The following is an 18,748-nucleotide window of genomic DNA, read 5'->3' as shown; positions in this document are numbered from 1 at the left end:
CGGCCGGCGAACCCACCCTTTTGCAGCGACCCACCACGCGTCGATTGGTGGCTCGCTGCAAAAATGTGGGTTCGCCGCGTGAAACGCGACGCGCCGCGACGGATGCTGTCGCTCAGGCCTCGTCGACGAGCTGTGCCGCGAGTCCCGTGTATGTGGCGGGGGTGAGTGCGAGCAGGCGCTCGCGGGCCGCATCGCCGATCTCGAGCCCGCCGATGAACGCGGCGAGGTCGGCGGCGCCGACACGACGGCCCCGGGTGAGCTCCTTGAGCAACGCGTAGGGGTCGCTGATCGATGACCGGCCCGCGACGACCTCGGCGCGAACGACGGTCTGGATCGCCTCGCCGAGCACCTCCCAGTTTGCGTCGAGGTCGGCCAGCAGCAGGTCGTCGGCGAGCGAGATCTCGCCGAGCCCGCGCCGCAGGTTGTCGAGCGCGAGCAGCGAGTGCCCGAAGGCGACGCCGATGTTGCGCTGGGTCGACGAGTCGGTGAGGTCGCGCTGGAGGCGCGAGGTGACGAGCGTCTGCGACAGCGAGCCGAACAGCGCTCCTGCGATCTCGAGGTTGGCCTCGGCGTTCTCGAACCGGATGGGATTGATCTTGTGCGGCATCGTCGACGAGCCCGTCGCGCCGGCGACCGGGATCTGCGTGAAGTAGCCGAGCGAGATGTAGGTCCAGACATCCGTCGCGAGGTTGTGCAGGATCCCGCCCGCGTGACGCGCGAGGTCGTACAGCTCGACCTGCCAGTCGTGCGATTCGATCTGGGTGGTCAGCGGGTTGAAGTCGAGCCCGAGGGATTCGACGAACTCGCGGGCGACGAGCGGCCAGTTCACCTCGGGCGCGGCGGCGAGATGCGCCGACCAGGTGCCGGTCGCGCCCGAGAACTTGCCGAGGTACTCGGAGGCCTCGATGCGCGCCGCGACGCGCTGCAGGCGCGCGGCGAAGACGGCGAGCTCCTTGCCCATCGTGGTCGGGGTCGCCGGCTGGCCGTGCGTGCGGGAGAGCATGGGCGCGTCGCGGTGCTCGGCGGAGAGCTGCCTCAGACGCTCGATCACGGCACGCAGCGCGGGCAGCCACACCTGCGTGACGGCGCGCTGCACGGTGAGCGCGTACGAGAGGGAGTTGATGTCCTCGCTCGTGCACGCGAAGTGCGTGAGCTCGGCGATCGCGTCGAGATCGAGCGCGGCGAGGCGATCGCGCACGAGGTACTCGACGGCCTTGACGTCGTGCCGGGTCACGGCCTCGCGCTCGGCGAGCCAGTCGATCTCCGCCTGCCCGAATGTCAGGTACAGCGCCCGCAGCGCGGTCTTCTTGTCGTCGGGCAGGGGGTGCGTGCCGAACAGGGAACGATCCGTCAGCGTGATCAGCCACTCGACCTCGACCTCGACGCGGGCGCGGTTCAGGCCCGCCTCCGAGAGGTGGTCGGCGAGCGCGGTGACAACCGGTCGGTAGCGCCCGTCGAGGGGGCTCAGCGGCTGAGGGGGAAGCGTGGTCACGATCCGGCTCCGTACGGCAGTGAGGTGGGACGCGACCCCGGCCGGATGGCGGGCTCCAGCTGGTGGAACAGCGAGCGGGTCGCGCTCTCGATCATACCCAGCACCTCATCGAACTTCGCGGGGCCCGCGTAGTAGGGGTCGGGGACGTCGAGGGCCGTGGCCTGCGGCTCGAAGCCCAGCAGCAGCGCGACCTTGTCGGCGTCGTCGTCGCGGCGCGCCCACCCGCGCAGGATCCGCTCGTGACTGCGATCCAGCGCGATCACGAGGTCGTTCGTGTCGAACGAGTCGGTCGTGAACTGCCGGGCGCGATGCAGGCCGCCGTCGTAGCCCCGCCGCTCGAGCGCGGCGAGCGTGCGATGGTCGGCGCGCTCACCGACGTGCCAGTCGCCGGTGCCGGCGCTGGTCGAGTGCACGCGCGAAGCGAGTCCTGCCCGCTCGGCGAGGGTGCGCAGCACGACCTCGGCCATGGGGGAGCGGCAGATGTTTCCGGTGCAGACGAACACCACCCGGAACGGCGCGGCAGCCGGTGGCGTCGTCATGTCCCCCATTCTGCCGGGATGCACCGCCGCCGACACCCCCGCCCTGCGCACGGCCGCACGTCCTCCCCAGTGGCTCGCGTCGCTGCGCTCTCCCCGAGACCGTCGGGGTGGATGCTGCGCCCCCGGTCCGCGGGCGATTCTGGGCGGATGCCGCCTCCGCCGCCCCCGCCTCCTCCCCCCGCGTCGGGATCCGATGTGCTCTCGCTGTGGAGTGCCGGGCTGGTGGCCCAGGCGCAGCTCGCCGCGGCGACGGCGCTGTCGGATCTGGAGGCCATCGAGGTCGAGCTCGGAGTCCTGGCCGCGCGCGTCGCGTGGCAGAGCCCGGCGGCCGAGGCGTTCCGCGATGTCGCATCGGCGTGCCGTGGCGCGGCGCGCACGCTCGTGGGCGAGCTCGACACCGCACGCGACGACCTGCGGGTCCTTGCTCGATCCGTGGCGCCGGTGTCGTGAGCGACGAGCTCGACATCCGCTCCGGCGGCGCGGTGCACGTCGACACGGCGAGCCTCCGCGCGGCGCGGGACACGGCCTCGGCGCTCGCCGAGCGTGTGCGGGAGGCGCGGCGGGGACTGCAGCATGCGGCTCGATGCGTCGCCGGCCTGACGAGCGCGGAGGGGCGGTCGGCGCTGTGGGGCGCGGATGCCACGTTGGCGCGCGGGGCGCTGGCCGCCGAGCATCTCGCGGGCCGGCTCGAGGGGCTTGCCCGCGATCTCGGCGCGGCGGCCGACCTGTACGAGATCGTCGAACTGGAGGCGCGTCTCATGCTCGCGACCGCGGCCGGGAATGCGATCGAGCGGGCGGCGATCGAGGAGCGTGTACTCGCGCTGGGTCGAGACCGGTGGGGATGGGCCGGCGGTGTGTCCCCCGTGCTGACTTTCGGGCTGGCGCGCGCCGCGCGGGAGCCCGAATCCGCCGGCGGTCTCGCCGCGCAGGCGCATCTCGGCGGCTGGCTGCTCGGCGGCCCGATGGGAGCGGCGTCGGCCGGCGCGAGCGTCGCGCTGCTCTCGGGCGCGGCCTGGCTGCTCAATGCCGGTCATCGATCCGCGCGGCCGGGCACACCGCGGATCCCATCGGCGTCGTCGCCGGGCGGCCCCGCGCCCGCGGGACCGCCGCCGATCCTCGGCCGCAGCCCCGCGCTGGGCCCGCCGCCTCCGATCGCGGGGGCGCCGGCCGCGCCGACGGGCCCGCCGCCCGTCGTCTCGCCGGTCCGCGCGCGAGCGGAGGTGCGTGCTCCGGCGGGTCTCGCGGGCGCGGCCGCCCGGATCCCCGGCGGGGCGGACTCGCGGGTGAGGGTCGAGCGCTACGACATGCCCGACGGTTCGCGCGAGTGGGCGGTCTACATCACGGGCACGCAGGAGTTCGGCGCGATCGTGCCGCGCTCGGCGGGTGATCCCTTCGACATGGCCTCGAATCTGCAGCTGTACGCGGGGCAGGGGTCTGCGTCGTACGACGCCGTGGTCGAGGCGATGCGCCAGTCGGGAGTCGCGCCGGGTGAGCCGGTGCACGCCCTCGCGCACTCGCAGGGGGCGCTGATCGGGCAGGCGCTGGCGACGGCGGGGGAGTTCGATGTCCGCACCGTCGTCGCGTTCGGATCCCCGACGCCGTCCACCGTCGCCTCGAACGTGCTGTCGGTCGATGTCCGCCACACCGACGACATCGTCGCCGCCCTCGCGGGGCCCCCGCGCGCCGAGCCGATCGGAGCGCCGGGCAGCATGGTGGTGCAGCGTCTGGCCGACCCGCTCCCCGGACCGCACGATCTCGGCATCCCGGCGCACCACATGCAGGCCTACATCGAGACCGCCGGGCTGATCGATGCGTCACCCGATCCGCGCGCCGCACGTCTGTCCGAACTGTGGAGCGAGCTCGGCACGGCCGAGCGGGTGACGTCGACCGAGTACTCCGCGCGGCGGCAGGGGTCGTTCAGTCCTCGCGCCGGGGCCGCAGGATGATGCCGAAGATCCAGTTGATGATCGAGATGATCAGGGCGGCCAGCACTCCCCACCAGAAGTCGCCGACGTCCAGGCCGAAGCCGAAGAACGACGTGATCCACGCCGTGAACCACAGCAGAAAACCGTTGATCACGAGCGAGATGAGGCCGAGCGTGAGGATGTAGAGAGGAAAGGCGAGCACCTTGATGACGGTGCCGATCACGGTGTTGATGATCGCGAAGATCGCGGCCACCAACAGCAGGGTGAGCACGAGCTGCAGGGTCTCGCCGGGTGCGAAGGGCGTGACGGACACCTGCAGGGCGGGCATCAGGGTCACGACCCAGATGGCGAAGGCGTTGACGACGACGCGGACGATGAAGCGCATGATGGCCCAGTCTGGCACGGGCCGCTTCGCGCTCGCGAGGGCTCGGGGGGTCAGATCAGCCGCCGAGCGGCACGAGGTGAGTGCGCACCGTCTCGGCGATCTCGTCCAGCTCGAGCGCGCCCTCGGCGACACCGATCACCAGATCGAACGCGGCATCGGCGGTGAAGTCGTGCCGATACCCGTTCACCCACAGGAACGCGACAGTCAGCGTCCAACCGCTGCGCTTGTTTCCGTCGACGAATGCATGATTTCGCACGACACTTTCGAGCAATGCCGCGGCCTTCAGCTCGAGACTCGCGTAGGCGTCCTCGCCGAAGAGAGTCGTCGCGGGGCGAGCGAGAGCGGAGGCGAGTAGTCCCGCATCCCGCACGTGGAACCCCATCCGTCGTGCGACGTGCATGGCGTCGTCGAGGCGGAGAAACTCGGTCATGCGTCTTCGAGTCTGCTCATCAGTTCGGCATCATGAGCCAGGACGAAGTCGACGGCCGCATCCACCTGATCGATGCGGGATCGTCGTGCGACGATCAGTTCCGCGCCGCGCAGGAGCAGCGAGTGCTTGGAGACATGTTCTTCCTCGGCGATGCGATCCAGAGCGCGGTCGAGGTCAGCGGGAAGTCGCACGGTCATTGCCATACCGAAATGGTACCAATACCGGATCGGTACCATCTCGGATCCTCGCCGACCATGCGCGGACGCGGGGCGACAGCATCCCCCGCTCGTAGACTCGACGGCGTGACCGACGCCGCACCCACGCCCCCGCACGACGACGCTCCGGTGCGCATCCGCCCCGAGATCGCCGCGCTGCCGGCCTACAAGCAGGGCAAGCAGGCCGACGCGAGCGCGCACAAGCTCTCGAGCAACGAGAATCCCTTCGATCCGCTGCCCGGTGTGCTCGAGGCGCTGAACGCGGCAGGAGCGATCAACCGCTACCCCGACGCCACAGCCGGGCGCCTTCGCGACGCGCTCGCCGACCGGTACGACGTGCCGGTGGGTGCTGTCCACGCCGCCGCCGGCAGCGTCTCGATCCTCGCGCAGCTGATCTCCGCGGTGGCGGGGCCCGGCGACGAGATCGTCTACGCGTGGCGTTCGTTCGAGGCCTATCCCATGCTGGTCACCGTGGCGGGGGCGACGAGCGTCACCGTGCCCCTCGACGCCGACGCGCGACACGACCTCGACGCGATGGCCGACGCGATCACCCCGCGCACGCGGGCCGTCATCGTCTGCAGCCCCAACAACCCGACCGGCCCGGCCGTGCATCGCGACGAGTTCGCGCGGTTCGTGGCGCGGGTGCCCGCCGACGTGCTGATCATCCTCGACGAGGCCTACGCCGAGTTCGTCACCGACCCGGATGCCGTCGACGGGCTGGGCGCCGAAGGATTCACGGGGCACGCGAATGTGGTGATTCTGCGCACCTTCTCGAAGGCGTACGGCCTGGCGGGCCTGCGCATCGGCTACGCGATCGGCCACCCCCGCATCCTCGACGCGGCCCGGAGTACGGCGGTGCCACTGTCGGTGACGGCGCACGCGGAGGAGGCCGCGCTGGCGAGCCTCGCCGTCGAGAAGGCGCTGCGCGAGCGCGTGGCGACGATCGTGGAGCGCCGCGACCGGCTCGCCGCCGCCCTGCGCGAGATCGGCTGGGCGGTGCCCGAGCCGCACGGCAACTTCGTCTGGCTCGCCACCCGCGAGCGCACCCTCGACGTTGCGGAGCAGTTCGAGCGTGCCGGATTGATCGTCCGGCCGTTCGCGGGCGACGGCATCCGCATCAGCGTCGGAGAGGAAGAATCTGTCGACAAGGTCCTACGGGTTGCGGCATCCGTTGTCGAGAACCTACCCCGGCACCCCTCTCCCGGAACGTTAGGTTAGGGCAGGTGACCCCGCTCGAATCCCCGGACGTCGTGCGTCTGCTCACGGCCGACGGAACACTCGCGCCCACCCCCGCCGCCGAGAAGTACCGACCGATCATCGACGCCCTCGGCGACGCCGACCTCGAGCGGTTCTATCGCGACATGGTCGTCGTGCGGGCCTTCGATCGTGAGGCGACCAACCTGCAGCGGCAGGGTCAGCTCGCCCTCTGGCCGCCGAGTTTCGGGCAAGAGGCGGCACAGGTGGGGTCAGCCCACGCCGCCCGTCCGCAGGATCACCTCTTTCCCTCCTACCGCGAGCATGTGGTCTGCATGATCCGCGGTGTCGACCCCGTCGACATCGTCCGGCTCATGAAGGGGCTCACCCACGGCGGGTGGGATCCGACGGATCCCGCCAACGGCAACACGCACATCTACACGCTCGTGCTCGGCTCGCAGACGCTGCACGCGGCGGGCTTCGGCATGGGTCTGGCATTCGACGGCCGGTGCGGCACGGGTGACCCCGAACGCGACGAGGCCGTCATCGTCTACTACGGCGACGGCGCCTCGAGTCAGGGCGACGTGCACGAGGCGATGGTCTTCGCGGCGAGCTTCGATGCGCCGCAGGTCTTCTTCCTGCAGAACAATCAGTGGGCGATCTCGGTTCCCGTCGCCACGCAGTCCAAGGCGCCTCTCGTCGACCGTGCGGCGGGCTACGGCATCCCGAGCGTGCAGGTCGATGGCAACGATGTGCTCGCCAGCTACGCCGTGAGCCGCACCGCCCTCGACGAGGCGCGCGCCGGTGGCGGACCGCGCGCGATCGAGGCCGTGACCTACCGCATGGGCGCGCACACCACGAGCGACGACCCCACGAAGTACCGCACGAGCGACGAAGAGCGTGCATGGGCGCAGCGCGACCCGATCGCGCGCATGCGCGCGTTCCTCGAGGGGCGCGGGGCGGCGCAGGGCTTCTTCGACGGCATCGACGAGCAGGGACGGGATGTCGCGGCCGACGTCCGCGCGCGCACGATGGCCCTCGAGGGCCTGCGCGCCGACGACATGTTCGAGCACGTCTACTCCGAGCCGCACCCGCTGATGGAGGCTCAACGCGCCTGGTCGCGCGACTACGAGGCATCCTTCGAGGGGGGCCAGGCATGAGCGCCGCGACCACGATGCCGCTCAGCCGCGCCCTGAACGCGGGGCTGCGCAAGGCGCTCGAAGACAGTGATCGTGTGCTGCTGATGGGCGAGGACATCGGTCCGCTGGGCGGGGTGTTCCGCGTGACGGAGGGTCTGCAGGCCGACTTCGGCTCGCGCCGCGTGATCGACACCCCGCTCGCCGAGTCGGGCATCGTCGGCACCGCGATCGGCCTCGCGATGGCCGGGTTCCGTCCCGTCCTCGAGATCCAGTTCGACGGATTCGTCTTCCCCGCCTTCGACCAGATCACGACGCAGCTGGCGAAGATCACCAATCGGCACGAGGGCGCCCTCCGCATGCCGATCGTCATCCGCATTCCCTACGGCGGGCACATCGGCGCCGTCGAGCACCACCAGGAGAGCCCCGAGGCGTACTTCGCACACACTCCGGGTCTGCGGGTCGTCAGCCCGTCGACGGCGAACGACGCCTACTGGATGATCCAGGACGCGATCGCCTCGGATGATCCCGTCATCTTCCTCGAGCCCAAGAGCCGCTACTGGCAGAAGGGCGAGGTCGACACGTCGGCGCGTGCGCTGCCTCTGCACGCGAGCCGGATCGTCCGCCGCGGCACCGATGTCACCCTCGTGGGGCACGGCGCGATGGTGACGACGCTGCTGCAGGCCGCCGCCCTCGCCGAGGGCGAGGGGGTCAGCTGCGAGGTCGTCGATGTGCGTTCGCTGTCTCCGGTGGACTACGACCCGATCCTCGAGTCGGTGCGCTCCACGGGCCGCATGGTCTACGCGCAGGAGGCCCCCGGGTTCGTCAGCGTGGGCAGCGAGATCTCGGCGACCGTGATGGAGCGCGCCTTCTACTCCCTCGAGGCGCCGGTGCTGCGGGTGTCGGGCTTCGACACCCCGTTCCCGCCGGCGAAGCTCGAGGGTGTGTACCTGCCCGACGCCGACCGCGTCCTTGAGGCCGTCGACCGGGCCCTGGCGTACTGAGAGACCAACCGATGACCCCGCAGGCGGCACAACACTCCGGAGCAACGCTGCTGCGGGTCGCGCCGCGGCGCTCACACCGCCCGCTCGACTCCGGTTCTCCGGAGTGTTGTGCCCGTAGACCCGAGAGGATCACTCGATGAGCACCCAGACATTCCTTCTCCCCGACGTCGGGGAGGGCCTGACCGAGGCCGAGATCGTCGCGTGGCGGGTGGCTCCGGGCGACCAGGTCGCGGTCAATGACGTGCTCGTCGAGATCGAGACGGCCAAGTCACTCGTCGAGCTGCCCTCGCCCTTTGCGGGCACCGTCGGCGAACTGCTCGCCGACGAGGGCGCCACGGTCGAGGTCGGAGCGGCGATCATCACGATCGCGGACGCCGCAGCCTCCGCGCCCGCCGCGCCGCCGGCGCCGGCCGCCGCGGCCGCGGACGAGGCCGGCGGGTCGGTGCTGGTCGGGTACGGCACGGGCGGCCATGTGCAGTCCCGCCGGCGCCCGCGCGCTGCGGCTCCCGTCGCCGCGGCGGTCGGCGCGGTCGCGAAGCCCCCGATCCGCAAGCTCGCGAAGGATCTCGGCGTCGATCTGACGGCGGTTCAGCCCTCCGGAACCGCGGGCGAGGTGACCCGCGACGACGTGATGCGGCACGCCTCGCAGGCGAGCGTGTTCCGCAACATCGAGACTCCGGAGTGGGGCGATGTGCGGGAAGAGACGATCCCCGTTCCGGCCCCCGCTGCGACCGCGGCCGATGCGCCGGCCGCTTCCGCGGCGGCGGTCTCGATGGACGCCTCTCGCGAGGAGTCCATCCCGGTGCGGGGTGTTCGAAAGGCCACCGCCAGTGCGATGACCAGCAGCGCCTACACCGCCCCACACGTGTCGGTGTGGGTCGACGTCGACGCCTCGCGCACGATGGAACTGGTCAAGCGACTCAAGGCCTCGCCGGACTTCGCCGACGTCAAGGTCTCGCCTCTTCTGATCATGGCGCGCGCCGTGATCTGGGCCGTGCGCCGCACGCCGATGGTCAATGCCGCCTGGATCGACACCGACGAGGGCGCGCAGATCCGCGTGCGCCACTACGTCAACCTCGGCATCGCGGCCGCGACCCCTCGGGGGCTCCTGGTGCCGAACATCAAGGACGCGCAGGAGCTGAACACCCGTGAGCTGGCGCGCGCACTCGAGAAGCTCACGCTCACCGCACGCGAGGGCAAGACGACGCCCGACGATCAGCGCGGGGGCACGATCACGATCACCAACATCGGCGTCTTCGGCGTCGACGCGGGCACGCCGATCATCAACCCCGGCGAGGTCGGCATCATCGCGCTCGGCGCGATCCGGCAGAAGCCGTGGGTCGTCGACGGCGAGGTGCGTCCGCGCTGGGTCACGACCGTGTCGGGCTCCTTCGATCACCGCGTGGTCGACGGCGACGGTGTCTCCCGCTTCGTGGCGGACGTCGCGTCGGTGCTCGAGGAGCCCGCCCTTCTCCTCGACTGACTTCGCGCGCCCTCGGCCGGTGCGCAGGCCTCGCGCGCCGTGAGCTCGTCGAAGGGCCCAGCCCGGCATCCCTTAATTTGAGAATGATTATCACTAGCTTTAGACTCGTCATGTGACCCGCACTCGACGTCTCCTGCCTCTGTTCGCCCTTCCGGCCGTGTCGGCCCTGGCTCTCGCCGGCTGCGCCTCCGGCGCCGATGCCGACGCGAGCGGCGCCGACACCGACGCGATCACCGTCGTCGCCTCGACCGACGTCTACGCCGACATCGCGCAGCAGGTCGCCGGCGACGCCGTCGAGGTCAGCGCGATCATCACCTCATCGGCACAGGACCCCCACGACTTCGAGCCGAGCGCGCAGGACCAGCTCACGGTGTCGCGCGCCGACCTCATCATCGAGAACGGGGGAGGCTACGACTCCTTCATCGACGCGCTCATCGATTCCAGCGGCGCCGGCGCGCACGTGATCACCGCCTCCGAGTTCTCGCACGACTACCCGGGCGCCGAGGAGCACTCCGACGACGAGACGGAAGGCGAGCACAGCGACGAACACGCAGAAGACGAGCACGCAGAAGACGAGCACGCCGGCCACGACCACATCGAGGGTTTCAACGAGCACGTCTGGTACGACCCCCACACCATGGCGCACGTCGCCGAGGCGATCGCCGAGGAGCTCGCCGAACTGCTTCCCGACGAGGCTGCGACCTTCGAGGCCAACGCCGAGGCGTTCGCCGCCGAGATCGAGACGATCGAAGAAGCGCTCGCCGAGGTGGATGCTGCGCACGGCGGTGCCCGGATCTTCGTCACCGAACCGGTCTCGGTCTACCTCGCGGCCGCCGCGGGACTCGACAACGTCACGCCCGAGGCCTTCAGCGAGGCCGTCGAGGAGGGACAGGACGTGCCCCCCGCAACCCTGCTCGAGGCGCTCGACCTACTGTCCTCCGGTGAGGTCGCCCTCGTGATCGCGAACACGCAGACCGGCGGCGCCGAGACGACGCAGGTGCTCGATGCGGCAGAGGCCGACGGCATCCCGGTGATCGAATTCTCCGAAACGCTGCCGGAGGGCCAGACTTACATCTCGTGGATGCTGGAGAACGTCGAGGCGATCTCGGCCGCGCTGACCGAGTGAGTCCCGCGCGACCCCTCGAGATCCGCGGCGCCGCGTTGCGCCGCGGCGAGCGGGAGCTCTGGTGGGGCTTGGATCTCGAGGTCGAGCCCGGCGAGTTCCTCGCGGTGCTGGGCCCGAGCGGGTCGGGAAAGACGACGCTGCTGCGCGCGATCCTCGGGCTGGAGCCGCTCACGGAAGGTGCGATCACCGCGCTGGGCGAGCCGGTGCGCGCCGCAGGAAACCGCCGGATCGGATACATCCCGCAGTCGCGTCCACTTCCACGCGACGCCGCCCTGCGCGGACGCGACCTCGTCGCGCTCGGTGTCAACGGCCATCGCTTCGGCCTCCCCATCCCACGCCGCGCCGATCGGGAGCGCGTCGATGCACTGCTCGATGCGGTCGGCGCGCGCGATTTCGCCGATCGGCCGGTCGGGCAGCTCTCGGGCGGCGAGCAGCAGCGGCTGCGCGCGGGGCAGGCACTGGCCGACGACCCGCGGCTGCTGCTGTGCGACGAGCCGCTGACGAGCCTCGACCTCGCCAACCAGCAGGCGGTCATCGGCCTGATCGACCGTCATCGTCGCGCCACGGGTGCCGCTGTGCTCTTCGTCACGCACGACATCAACCCAGTGCTCGACAAGGTCGATCGCATCCTCTACCTCGCGGGCGGCCGGTTCACCCTCGGCCGTCCCGACGAGGTGCTCGACTCCCGGGTGCTCTCCGACCTGTACGGCGCGCCCGTCTTCGTGCTGCGCGCCGGTGGCCGGCTCGTGGTGGTCGGGGCCCCCGACGCCGAAGAGTCCCACCATCACCACGAGGAGGAGCACCCGTGAGCTGGGCCGACGTGTGGGAGGCGATGTTCGGCGGTCTCGCCGACTACGGCGACATCCTCGCCCTGGTGTCCAATTCGGTCCTCGCCGGCGCGGTGCTCGGTCTCGTGGGCGGTCTCATCGGCGTCTTCGTCATGCAGCGCGACATGGCCTTCGCCGTGCACGGCATCAGCGAGCTGTCGTTCGCCGGAGCCGCCGCCGCACTGCTGATCGGGGTGGATGTCGTCGCCGGATCCATCGTCGGATCGATCGTCGCCGCGATGCTCATCGGGTGGCTGGGTGCCCGCGCGCGCGACCGCAACTCCATCATCGGCGTTCTCATGCCCTTCGGACTGGGCCTGGGCATCCTCTTCCTGTCGTTGTACAGCGGCCGCAGTGCTAACCGCTTCAGCCTGCTGACGGGGCAGATCGTCTCGGTGCAGAGCGGGCAGCTGGGCTGGCTCATCGGCATCAGCGTCGTCGTGCTCGCCGGGTTGGTGCTCATCTGGCGACCGCTGCGCTTCGACTCGCTCGACCCGCAGTCCGCCGCCGCGCGCGGCGTTCCGACGACGCTCGTGTCGATGGCCTTCATGCTGCTGCTCGGTCTGATCGTCGCCGTGAGCGTGCACATCATCGGCGCGCTGCTCGTCATGGCGCTGCTGGTCACCCCCGCGGCCGCGGCGATGCGGGTGGCGTCGGGGCCCGTGTCGGTGCCGCTGCTCGCGGCGGGCTTCGGTTTCGTCTCGGCCGTGGGCGGCATCCTGCTCGCGATCGCGGGCACGCTGCCCGTGAGCCCCTACATCACGACGATCTCGTTCCTGATCTACGTCGTGTGCCGGGTGATCGCATGGCGCCGCTCTTCGGGCGCGCACAGGCGGCGCACACCGGTCTCCAAGCACCCCGCGGCTTAGACTTCTCCCCATGGCCAAGCGCAACACGTGGCAACGCGACCGCGTCCGCGATGCCCTCGGCGGGGCCCGGGGGTTCGTCAGCGCGCAGTCGCTGCACGCGACCCTGCGCGACGAGGGCACCGGCATCGGTCTCGCGACCGTGTACCGGGCACTCGCCGACCTCGCAGCGGGCGGCGAGGCCGACAATCTACAGAGTCCCGAGGGCGAGAGTCTTTATCGGGCGTGTGTGAGCGCCGGACACCACCACCATCTGATCTGCCGCTCGTGCGGCCTCACCGTCGAGATCGAGGCGACCGACGTCGAGCAGTGGGCGCAGCGCACCGCGGCCGCGAACGGATTCACGGAGGCGGAGCACGTCGTCGACATCTTCGGGCTGTGCACGGCCTGCGCCACGGCACGGACCGACGAGCGTGGCAGCCTCTAGCGGCGGGCGCACGACGACCGCGCCGGATCCCGCGCCCACCGGGTCGTCGCCCGTGCGTACCGCGCGCCTGCACGCCCGCGGGACCGTTCCGCTCATCGGTGCCGCGATCGGCCTGGCCGTCGTCGGGGTGCTCGTCGCCATCGACGTGTGGGCTCCGACACTCTTCTCGGCGTCGCTGCCCACGCGGGCGCAGGACGGGTTCACGCTCGGCCTGAGCGTGCTGATCGAGTCCCTGCCCTTCATCGCCCTGGGTCTTGTGCTCTCGATCGTCGTGCAGGTGTGGGTGCCGGCGGGACTGCTCGAGATGTGGATGCCGCGCCGGGCGTGGGCGCGCCGCATGGTGCTGTCGCTGCTCGGCATGTTCCTGCCGGTGTGCGAGTGCGGCAACGTCCCGCTCGCACGCGGGTTGCTGATCCGCGGATTCACGGTGCCCGAGACGCTGACCTTCCTCATCGCCGCGCCCATCGTCAACCCGATCGTGATCCTCACGACGCATCAGGCGTTCGGCTGGGACGGCGGCATCCTCGTGGCACGCCTGCTCGGCGGCTACGCGGTCGCGAACCTGATCGGATGGCTGTACTCGCGGCATCCGAATCCCGACGCCCTGCTCACCGATCGGTTCCGTGCCGAGTGCGCGTTCGACGAGCACCTGCACGGAACGCGCGTACAGCGCAGCCTCGAACTGTTCGTGCGCGAGCTGCGCGCCGTCATGCCCGCGCTGATCATCGGCTCGGCGATCGCCGGCGCCGTGCAGGTGCTCGTGCCCCGCGACGTGCTGATCGCGATCGGCTCGAACCCCGTGCTGTCGATCTTCGCGATGATCCTGCTCGGGCTGACGGTCGCGATCTGCTCCAATGTCGACGCGTTCTTCGCGCTGTCGTTCGCCTCGACGTTCACGCCGGGCTCGATCGTCGCCTTCCTGCTCGTGGGTCCGCTCGTCGATGTCAAGATGCTCGCGCTCATGCGCACGACCTTCACGACGCGCACGCTCGCGGGCATGGTGGCGGTCGTGATCAGCGCGGCCTTCGTCATCGCCGTGGGGGTGAACCTCTTTGCGTGACCGGTGGACCGGAGGGCGCGCGCTGGGCCTGCGCTGGCTCGGCGTGGGGCTCGCGAGCGCCCTCGCCGTCGTGACCCTGGGGCTGTGGGCGACCGGACGCATCGGCCTGTACATCAACCCCGACGCGGCCTGGTGGGTGGTGTCGATGTCGATCCTGCTGCTCGTCGTGGGCGTCGCCTCGTGCGCGGTGCCGATCTCTCGCGACGAGCACGACCACGCCGGTGGGCACGCGCCCGATGCCGCCTCCGCGCCCCCCGCGTCCGCCGCGGCCGCCGCCGCCGCCCCACCCACGCGCGCCCGGGCACGGGATGCTGCTCGCCTGTCGCATCGTGCGGGTCCGGGCGCATCCCACCCGCAGTTCGCGACAGGCGAGCAGCACGACGACCGCACCGACGCCCCCCGTCGGGCGCCGTTCGCCGCCGCGGCCACCGCGATCGGGGCCGTGATCTCGACGGTGTTCGTCACGCTCGCGGTCGCGCTGCCCCCGGCATCCCTCTCGGCGGAGCTCGCGCTCGCCCGCTCGACCGGCGCGCCACCCGTGCTCTCGACCTCGGCGACGCTGGCGCTGGCGTCTTCGGACGACACCTCCTCTTTCGGCGTGGGGGAGTGGGCGTCGGTGCTGGCGACCACGACGGATCCCGCGCGGTTCGTGGGCGAGCCCGCGACTCTCGTCGGCTTCGTCGCGCCCGGCGAGGACGGCACCTTCGACCTGACGCGCCTCGTCATCGTGCACTGCGTCATCGACGCCCAGGCCGCCAGCGTCCCCGTCACGGTGAGGGACGTGGACGGCGACCTCGAACCGGGGCAATGGGTGGAGGTCTCGGGCGAATTCGCGAGGCAGGGCGGCGGCCTCGTGCTGCAGCCGGCCAGCGTGCAGGCGGTCGCCGAGCCGGGGGACCCGTATGAGTACTGAGCCCGCAACCCGCGCCGCGCGTCGCCGCCGTGCCGGTGGGGGCTTCACGCGGATGCTCGCGATCGTGATCGCCGGCCTCGTCGTCGCCGGCGCCGTGGGCGCCGCGGTCAGCCTGGCTCAGGGCCCGCGGGTCAGCGCCGTCGCGGTCGATGCCCAGGCCGCCGCCGAGGCCGCGGGTCAGCGCATCGTCTTCACCACCAACCAGCCGCTCGCCGAGATCGACCCCGCGCAGGTGAGTGTAGAGCCCGCTGCCGCCTTCACCCTCGAGGCGGCCGGGCGCAACATCGCCGTCGAGTTCACGTATCCGCTCGACCCCGACACCGAGTACCGCGTCGAGATCACGGGGGTCGAGGGCTCCTGGGGCGGGCCGACCGCGACTCTCGCGCACGCGTTCACCACCGGCATCCCGCCCCTCTACGTGCTGCAGCGGCGGGCCGACGAGGACGATGTCATCTTCTCCAGCAATCTCGCGGGCGACGAGGCGGTTCCGGTGCACACGGCGGCGCAGATCGAGGATTTCCGTGCCTCCCGCGACGGCATCGTCGTGCACACGACCGATGCGGACGGGGCCGCCGCGCTCTCGGTCGTGACGGGCGAGGGGGATCCCGCCGAGTTCACGATGCCCGGGGAGGGCACGATCACGACGCTCCAGGCGGCCGACCACGGCGGTCTCGTCGGCTACACCTACACCGACCTCGACATCGGCGCGGGCGGCGGGATCGAGGCGGCGCTGTACCTCGCTCGCATGGACGATCCCGCGGCCGAGCCGACACGGATCGAGGTGGGCGAAGACGCGCGCGTCGTGCAGTGGGCGTTCGTGCCGCAGACCTCCGCGCTTGTCGTGCTGACCTTCGACGGGCAGTTGCGCCTGGTCGAGACCCGCGACCTCGATGCCGAGCCGGTGCTGCTGGGCGGCGCGCTGGCGCTCTCGGGCGTCGAGCGCGGCACGGGACGAGTGATCGTCGAACGCACCGAGGGCACCGTCGTGCTGGATCTCACCGACCTTTCGGAAGAGCCCCTCGTCGCCGCCGAAGGCGCGGAGGCGCTCGGCATCCCGGGGCCCGTCACCCCGACCGTCGAGGGAGCGACCCTGCGCACCTTCACGCAGATGGGCGCCGACGGCTTTCCGCAGTCGCAGCTCATCGCCTCCGTCGCTGCGGACGGCGCCGTGACCCCTCTAATGGAGCTCACCGATCGAGGGGATGCCGTCATGCAGACGTGCGCGTCGCCGAGCGGTCGCTACGCGGCGGTGATCGTCGCCCCCGATCTGGCAGAGAACCCCTACGACCTCTACACCCGTCCCCTTCCGGAGCGGCTCGAGACGACGATCGTCGACACGGCGGATGCAGAGGTGGTCACGACCCTCCAGGGCACCGACATCTCGTGGTGCGCCGTGGCGATGCCGTGACCGAGCGGCGCGAGCCGACGTTCCGTCGCGGACATCGGCCGGCGACCCGCGCCGATCTCGAGGCGCTTCCGCTCGAGATCGCTCCGCGTCTGCTCGGCGGGCTGCTCGCGACCCAGGTCGAGGGCGAGCTCGTCGTCGTGCGCCTGACCGAGGTCGAGGCGTACCACGGGCTCGGCACAGGGGCCGTGCCCGATCCCGGTTCGCACGCGCGCGCCGGACAGACCGCGCGCAACGCCACGATGTGGGGCGAACCCGGTCATCTGTACGTCTACCTGAGCCACGGAATCCATTCGTGCGTCAACGTCGTGTGCGGCCCCGACGGCGTGGCCGGCGGAGTGCTGCTGCGCGCGGGCGAGATCGTCGAGGGGCAGGATGTCGCCGTGCGACGCCGTCCGCGGGCGCAGACCGCGCGCGACCTCGCCCGCGGACCCGGCCGGCTCGGCCAGGCTCTGGGCCTGCGGCACCCCGCCCACGATGGGATCGATGCGATCGTCGGACGCGGCGGGCTCGCAGTCGAGGGCGGTGTCGCAGCCGAGGGAGGGGTCACCGCCGAGGGAGCGGTCATGGCGCTCGGACCCGAGCACGCGGGTGCCCGGGCGCGGTTGGACCTGCCGCGCGCGGCCGCCGCATCCATTTCGGCGGGCCCGCGTGTGGGCGTGGCGGGGGTCGCCGGCACGCACGAGTTTCCCTGGCGATTCTGGATCGCCGGCGACCCGACCGTGTCTTCGTTTCGGTGGGGCAGGGGTGCGGCACCTCCTTCCGCGTGAGACTCGTGCGAACTCTAGAACATAGATCGCATTCGCACCTTGATCAGAATCGAACATGTGTACTATCATCGTGTCATGGACACCAGCCCGGTCGATGGCATCACCGAGGCGTTGCGCGCGCTCGTGGCCGCGGGTGGTGATCGTCCCGCATCGGCGCTGTCCCCGGCCGAGCTGATGGCGGTGGGGCAGGCTTTCGGCGCCCTCAAGCGTCATGTCGATGCCGCGTTCGCGCCGGTCGCGGCCGAGATTTCGAGACAGTCGCGGCGCGAGCTGGGCAAGGATTCGCTCGCCAAGCGACAGGGGTTCGCCTCGCCAGCCGTGCTCATCTCGACCGCCACGGGCACCAGCGTCGGCGAAGCCGTGCGTATCGTGCAGGTGGGCGAGGCGACCGCACCGCGGATGTCGCTCGCCGGCGAGGCGCTGCCCGCCAAGCATCCTCACGTCGCCGGCGCGGTGTCTTCGGGGCGTCTCGGCGTGACGGCGGCAGCGGCGATCGTGAGCCTGCTCGATCGGCTCTCCCTCCGTATCGACGCGGGCCGCCTCGACGAGGCCGAATGTCAGCTGGTGGCGCTCGCGCCCGGTATGCGTCCCGACGAGCTGAGCAAGCTCCTGGCCCGCGCCGAGGCGCATCTCGACCCCGACGGCATTGAGCCGCGACACGAACAGTTGCGCACCGATCGGTCGCTGGTTCTCCAGGAGCGCGACGGGATGCTGGTGGTCACCGGCAGACTCGATCCCGAGACCGGCGCCCCTGTCAAGGCGGCGATCGACACGCTCGTCGGCGAGGGGTTGCGTCGCAACGAACACGGCCGTGCGGATGATCGCGACCAGCGCTCTGTGAGGCAGATGCAGGCGGATGCCCTCGCCGACCTCTGTCGGCACGCGGTCGGGTGCGCGGCGGTGCCGACGGCGCCTACCGCGACGGTCGTCGTACGGGTCGACCTCGCCGACCTGCAGGCCGGCGTCGGCAGCGCGACGATCGACGGTTTCGCGCAGCCCGTGCCCGCATCGACTGTCCGCCGCATGGCGGCGGATGCGCAGGTCATCCCGTGTGTGCTCGGCGGCGAGAGCGAGATCCTCGACTGGGGGCGGGCGCGGCGGCTCTTCACGCCGGCGCAGAAGCTCGCCGTCACCGAGCGCGACGGCGGGTGCGTCTCCTGCGGGGCGCCACCCGCCTGGTGTCATGTGCACCATCTCGCGTGGTGGGAGCGCGACGGCGGACGCACCGATCTCGGCAACGGAGTGCTTCTGTGCACCGGGTGCCATCATCGGCTGCACTCCGACGGGTGGGAGATCCGCATCGACGGGCCGGGTGTCGAGGCGACCGTGTGGCTCGTGCCGCCGCCGTGCGTCGATGCGCGGAGAACTCCGAGGCTCGCCGGCAGATCGCGATACACGCTCACCGCGTGAGGGCGTGAGGGCCGACACGCCCGGCGTGCTAGTATTGGCGATTGTCTGTGCGCACTCCAGCGCGCAGTTCGTGCACTCCCTCCCTCTCACGCCTCGGCGCAGGCGGGTCGGCGTGCGCAGACAAGGGATCTTGGGTGGGGC

20 protein-coding genes are annotated in these 18,748 nt (G+C 71.1%); 15 read left to right on the top strand and 5 right to left on the bottom strand.

Annotated elements, in window-relative coordinates; all coding sequences use genetic code 11:
- Positions 1–112: 112 nt before the first annotated feature.
- Together purB and AB2L57_RS17075 are read right to left on the bottom strand one after the other, a co-directional pair.
- Entirely contained in the window at positions 113–1,492 is a 1,380-nt protein-coding gene (gene purB, locus AB2L57_RS17080; RefSeq protein ID WP_409047667.1) for an adenylosuccinate lyase, read from the bottom strand.
- Positions 1,489–2,040 (bottom strand): low molecular weight protein-tyrosine-phosphatase, encoded by a 552-nt coding sequence (locus AB2L57_RS17075; RefSeq protein WP_409047666.1) that lies wholly within the window; start codon positions 2,038–2,040, stop codon positions 1,489–1,491. The genes purB and AB2L57_RS17075 overlap by 4 nt, the downstream gene beginning before the upstream one ends.
- 186 nt (positions 2,041–2,226) lie before the next feature.
- Between AB2L57_RS17075 and AB2L57_RS17070 the strand changes: the two genes are divergently transcribed.
- Together AB2L57_RS17070 and AB2L57_RS17065 are read left to right on the top strand one after the other, a co-directional pair.
- The gene (locus AB2L57_RS17070; protein ID WP_409047665.1) at positions 2,227–2,481 is read left to right on the top strand and encodes a hypothetical protein; all 255 of its coding nucleotides are present in this window, start codon (positions 2,227–2,229) and stop codon (positions 2,479–2,481) included.
- Positions 2,478–3,977, top strand: coding sequence for a hypothetical protein (locus tag AB2L57_RS17065; RefSeq protein WP_409047664.1), 1,500 nt, complete (start codon positions 2,478–2,480; stop codon positions 3,975–3,977). The genes AB2L57_RS17070 and AB2L57_RS17065 overlap by 4 nt, the downstream gene beginning before the upstream one ends.
- Here AB2L57_RS17065 and AB2L57_RS17060 read toward each other — a convergent pair.
- Genes AB2L57_RS17060 through AB2L57_RS17050 form a run of 3 tightly spaced genes read right to left on the bottom strand, consistent with a single transcriptional unit; the run spans position 3,949 to position 4,974 of the window.
- Positions 3,949–4,341, bottom strand: a complete 393-nt coding sequence (locus tag AB2L57_RS17060; RefSeq protein ID WP_409048644.1) for a phage holin family protein — start codon at positions 4,339–4,341, stop codon at positions 3,949–3,951. The two genes, AB2L57_RS17065 and AB2L57_RS17060, sit on opposite strands and share 29 nt — an antisense overlap.
- Positions 4,342–4,396: 55 nt before the next feature.
- Positions 4,397–4,771, bottom strand: a complete 375-nt coding sequence (locus AB2L57_RS17055) for a type II toxin-antitoxin system death-on-curing family toxin (protein ID WP_409047663.1) — start codon at positions 4,769–4,771, stop codon at positions 4,397–4,399.
- Positions 4,768–4,974, bottom strand: coding sequence for a ribbon-helix-helix protein, CopG family (locus tag AB2L57_RS17050; RefSeq protein ID WP_409047662.1), 207 nt, complete (start codon positions 4,972–4,974; stop codon positions 4,768–4,770). The genes AB2L57_RS17055 and AB2L57_RS17050 overlap by 4 nt, the downstream gene beginning before the upstream one ends.
- A 99-nt stretch (positions 4,975–5,073) precedes the next feature.
- Between AB2L57_RS17050 and AB2L57_RS17045 the strand changes: the two genes are divergently transcribed.
- From AB2L57_RS17045 to AB2L57_RS16985, 13 genes are all read left to right on the top strand, one after another.
- On the top strand, positions 5,074–6,204 hold the full coding sequence (locus AB2L57_RS17045) for a histidinol-phosphate transaminase (RefSeq protein WP_409047661.1): 1,131 nt from the start codon (positions 5,074–5,076) through the stop codon (positions 6,202–6,204).
- 5 nt (positions 6,205–6,209) lie between these two features.
- Complete coding sequence (locus AB2L57_RS17040; protein ID WP_409047660.1) at positions 6,210–7,340, top strand: thiamine pyrophosphate-dependent dehydrogenase E1 component subunit alpha; 1,131 nt, start codon at positions 6,210–6,212, stop codon at positions 7,338–7,340.
- Entirely contained in the window at positions 7,337–8,320 is a 984-nt protein-coding gene (locus AB2L57_RS17035) for an alpha-ketoacid dehydrogenase subunit beta (RefSeq protein WP_292810502.1), read from the top strand. The genes AB2L57_RS17040 and AB2L57_RS17035 overlap by 4 nt, the downstream gene beginning before the upstream one ends.
- 136 nt (positions 8,321–8,456) lie before the next feature.
- Positions 8,457–9,803 (top strand): dihydrolipoamide acetyltransferase family protein, encoded by a 1,347-nt coding sequence (locus tag AB2L57_RS17030; protein WP_292810499.1) that lies wholly within the window; start codon positions 8,457–8,459, stop codon positions 9,801–9,803.
- A gap of 112 nt (positions 9,804–9,915) precedes the next feature.
- Entirely contained in the window at positions 9,916–10,929 is a 1,014-nt protein-coding gene (locus AB2L57_RS17025; RefSeq protein ID WP_409047659.1) for a metal ABC transporter solute-binding protein, Zn/Mn family, read from the top strand.
- Positions 10,926–11,738 carry a metal ABC transporter ATP-binding protein gene (locus tag AB2L57_RS17020; RefSeq protein WP_409047658.1) on the top strand — a complete coding sequence of 271 codons (813 nt, stop codon included), beginning with the start codon at positions 10,926–10,928 and terminating at the stop codon, positions 11,736–11,738. The genes AB2L57_RS17025 and AB2L57_RS17020 overlap by 4 nt, the downstream gene beginning before the upstream one ends.
- A gap of 23 nt (positions 11,739–11,761) precedes the next feature.
- A complete protein-coding gene (locus AB2L57_RS17015; protein ID WP_409048643.1) occupies positions 11,762–12,625 on the top strand; it encodes a metal ABC transporter permease in 864 nt (287 codons plus the stop codon).
- A gap of 10 nt (positions 12,626–12,635) precedes the next feature.
- The gene (locus tag AB2L57_RS17010) at positions 12,636–13,049 is read left to right on the top strand and encodes a Fur family transcriptional regulator (RefSeq protein ID WP_409047657.1); all 414 of its coding nucleotides are present in this window, start codon (positions 12,636–12,638) and stop codon (positions 13,047–13,049) included.
- Positions 13,036–14,109, top strand: a complete 1,074-nt coding sequence (locus AB2L57_RS17005) for a permease (RefSeq protein ID WP_409047656.1) — start codon at positions 13,036–13,038, stop codon at positions 14,107–14,109. The genes AB2L57_RS17010 and AB2L57_RS17005 overlap by 14 nt, the downstream gene beginning before the upstream one ends.
- Positions 14,102–15,022, top strand: coding sequence for a DUF1980 domain-containing protein (locus AB2L57_RS17000; protein ID WP_409047655.1), 921 nt, complete (start codon positions 14,102–14,104; stop codon positions 15,020–15,022). The genes AB2L57_RS17005 and AB2L57_RS17000 overlap by 8 nt, the downstream gene beginning before the upstream one ends.
- The gene (locus AB2L57_RS16995) at positions 15,012–16,430 is read left to right on the top strand and encodes a hypothetical protein (protein ID WP_409047654.1); all 1,419 of its coding nucleotides are present in this window, start codon (positions 15,012–15,014) and stop codon (positions 16,428–16,430) included. Before AB2L57_RS17000 ends, AB2L57_RS16995 begins: the two co-directional genes overlap by 11 nt.
- Positions 16,427–17,197: a DNA-3-methyladenine glycosylase gene (locus AB2L57_RS16990; RefSeq protein ID WP_409047653.1), complete on the top strand. Its 771-nt coding sequence runs from the start codon at positions 16,427–16,429 to the stop codon at positions 17,195–17,197. The genes AB2L57_RS16995 and AB2L57_RS16990 overlap by 4 nt, the downstream gene beginning before the upstream one ends.
- Positions 17,198–17,272: 75 nt before the next feature.
- Positions 17,273–18,607: a DUF222 domain-containing protein gene (locus AB2L57_RS16985; protein ID WP_409047652.1), complete on the top strand. Its 1,335-nt coding sequence runs from the start codon at positions 17,273–17,275 to the stop codon at positions 18,605–18,607.
- Positions 18,608–18,748 lie beyond the last annotated feature (141 nt).

Source organism: Microbacterium sp. HA-8 (assembly GCF_046111165.1).
GTDB lineage: Bacteria > Actinomycetota > Actinomycetes > Actinomycetales > Microbacteriaceae > Microbacterium.
Note: the sequence above shows the minus strand (reverse complement) of the source record. Positions and strands in the feature narration are given on the sequence as shown.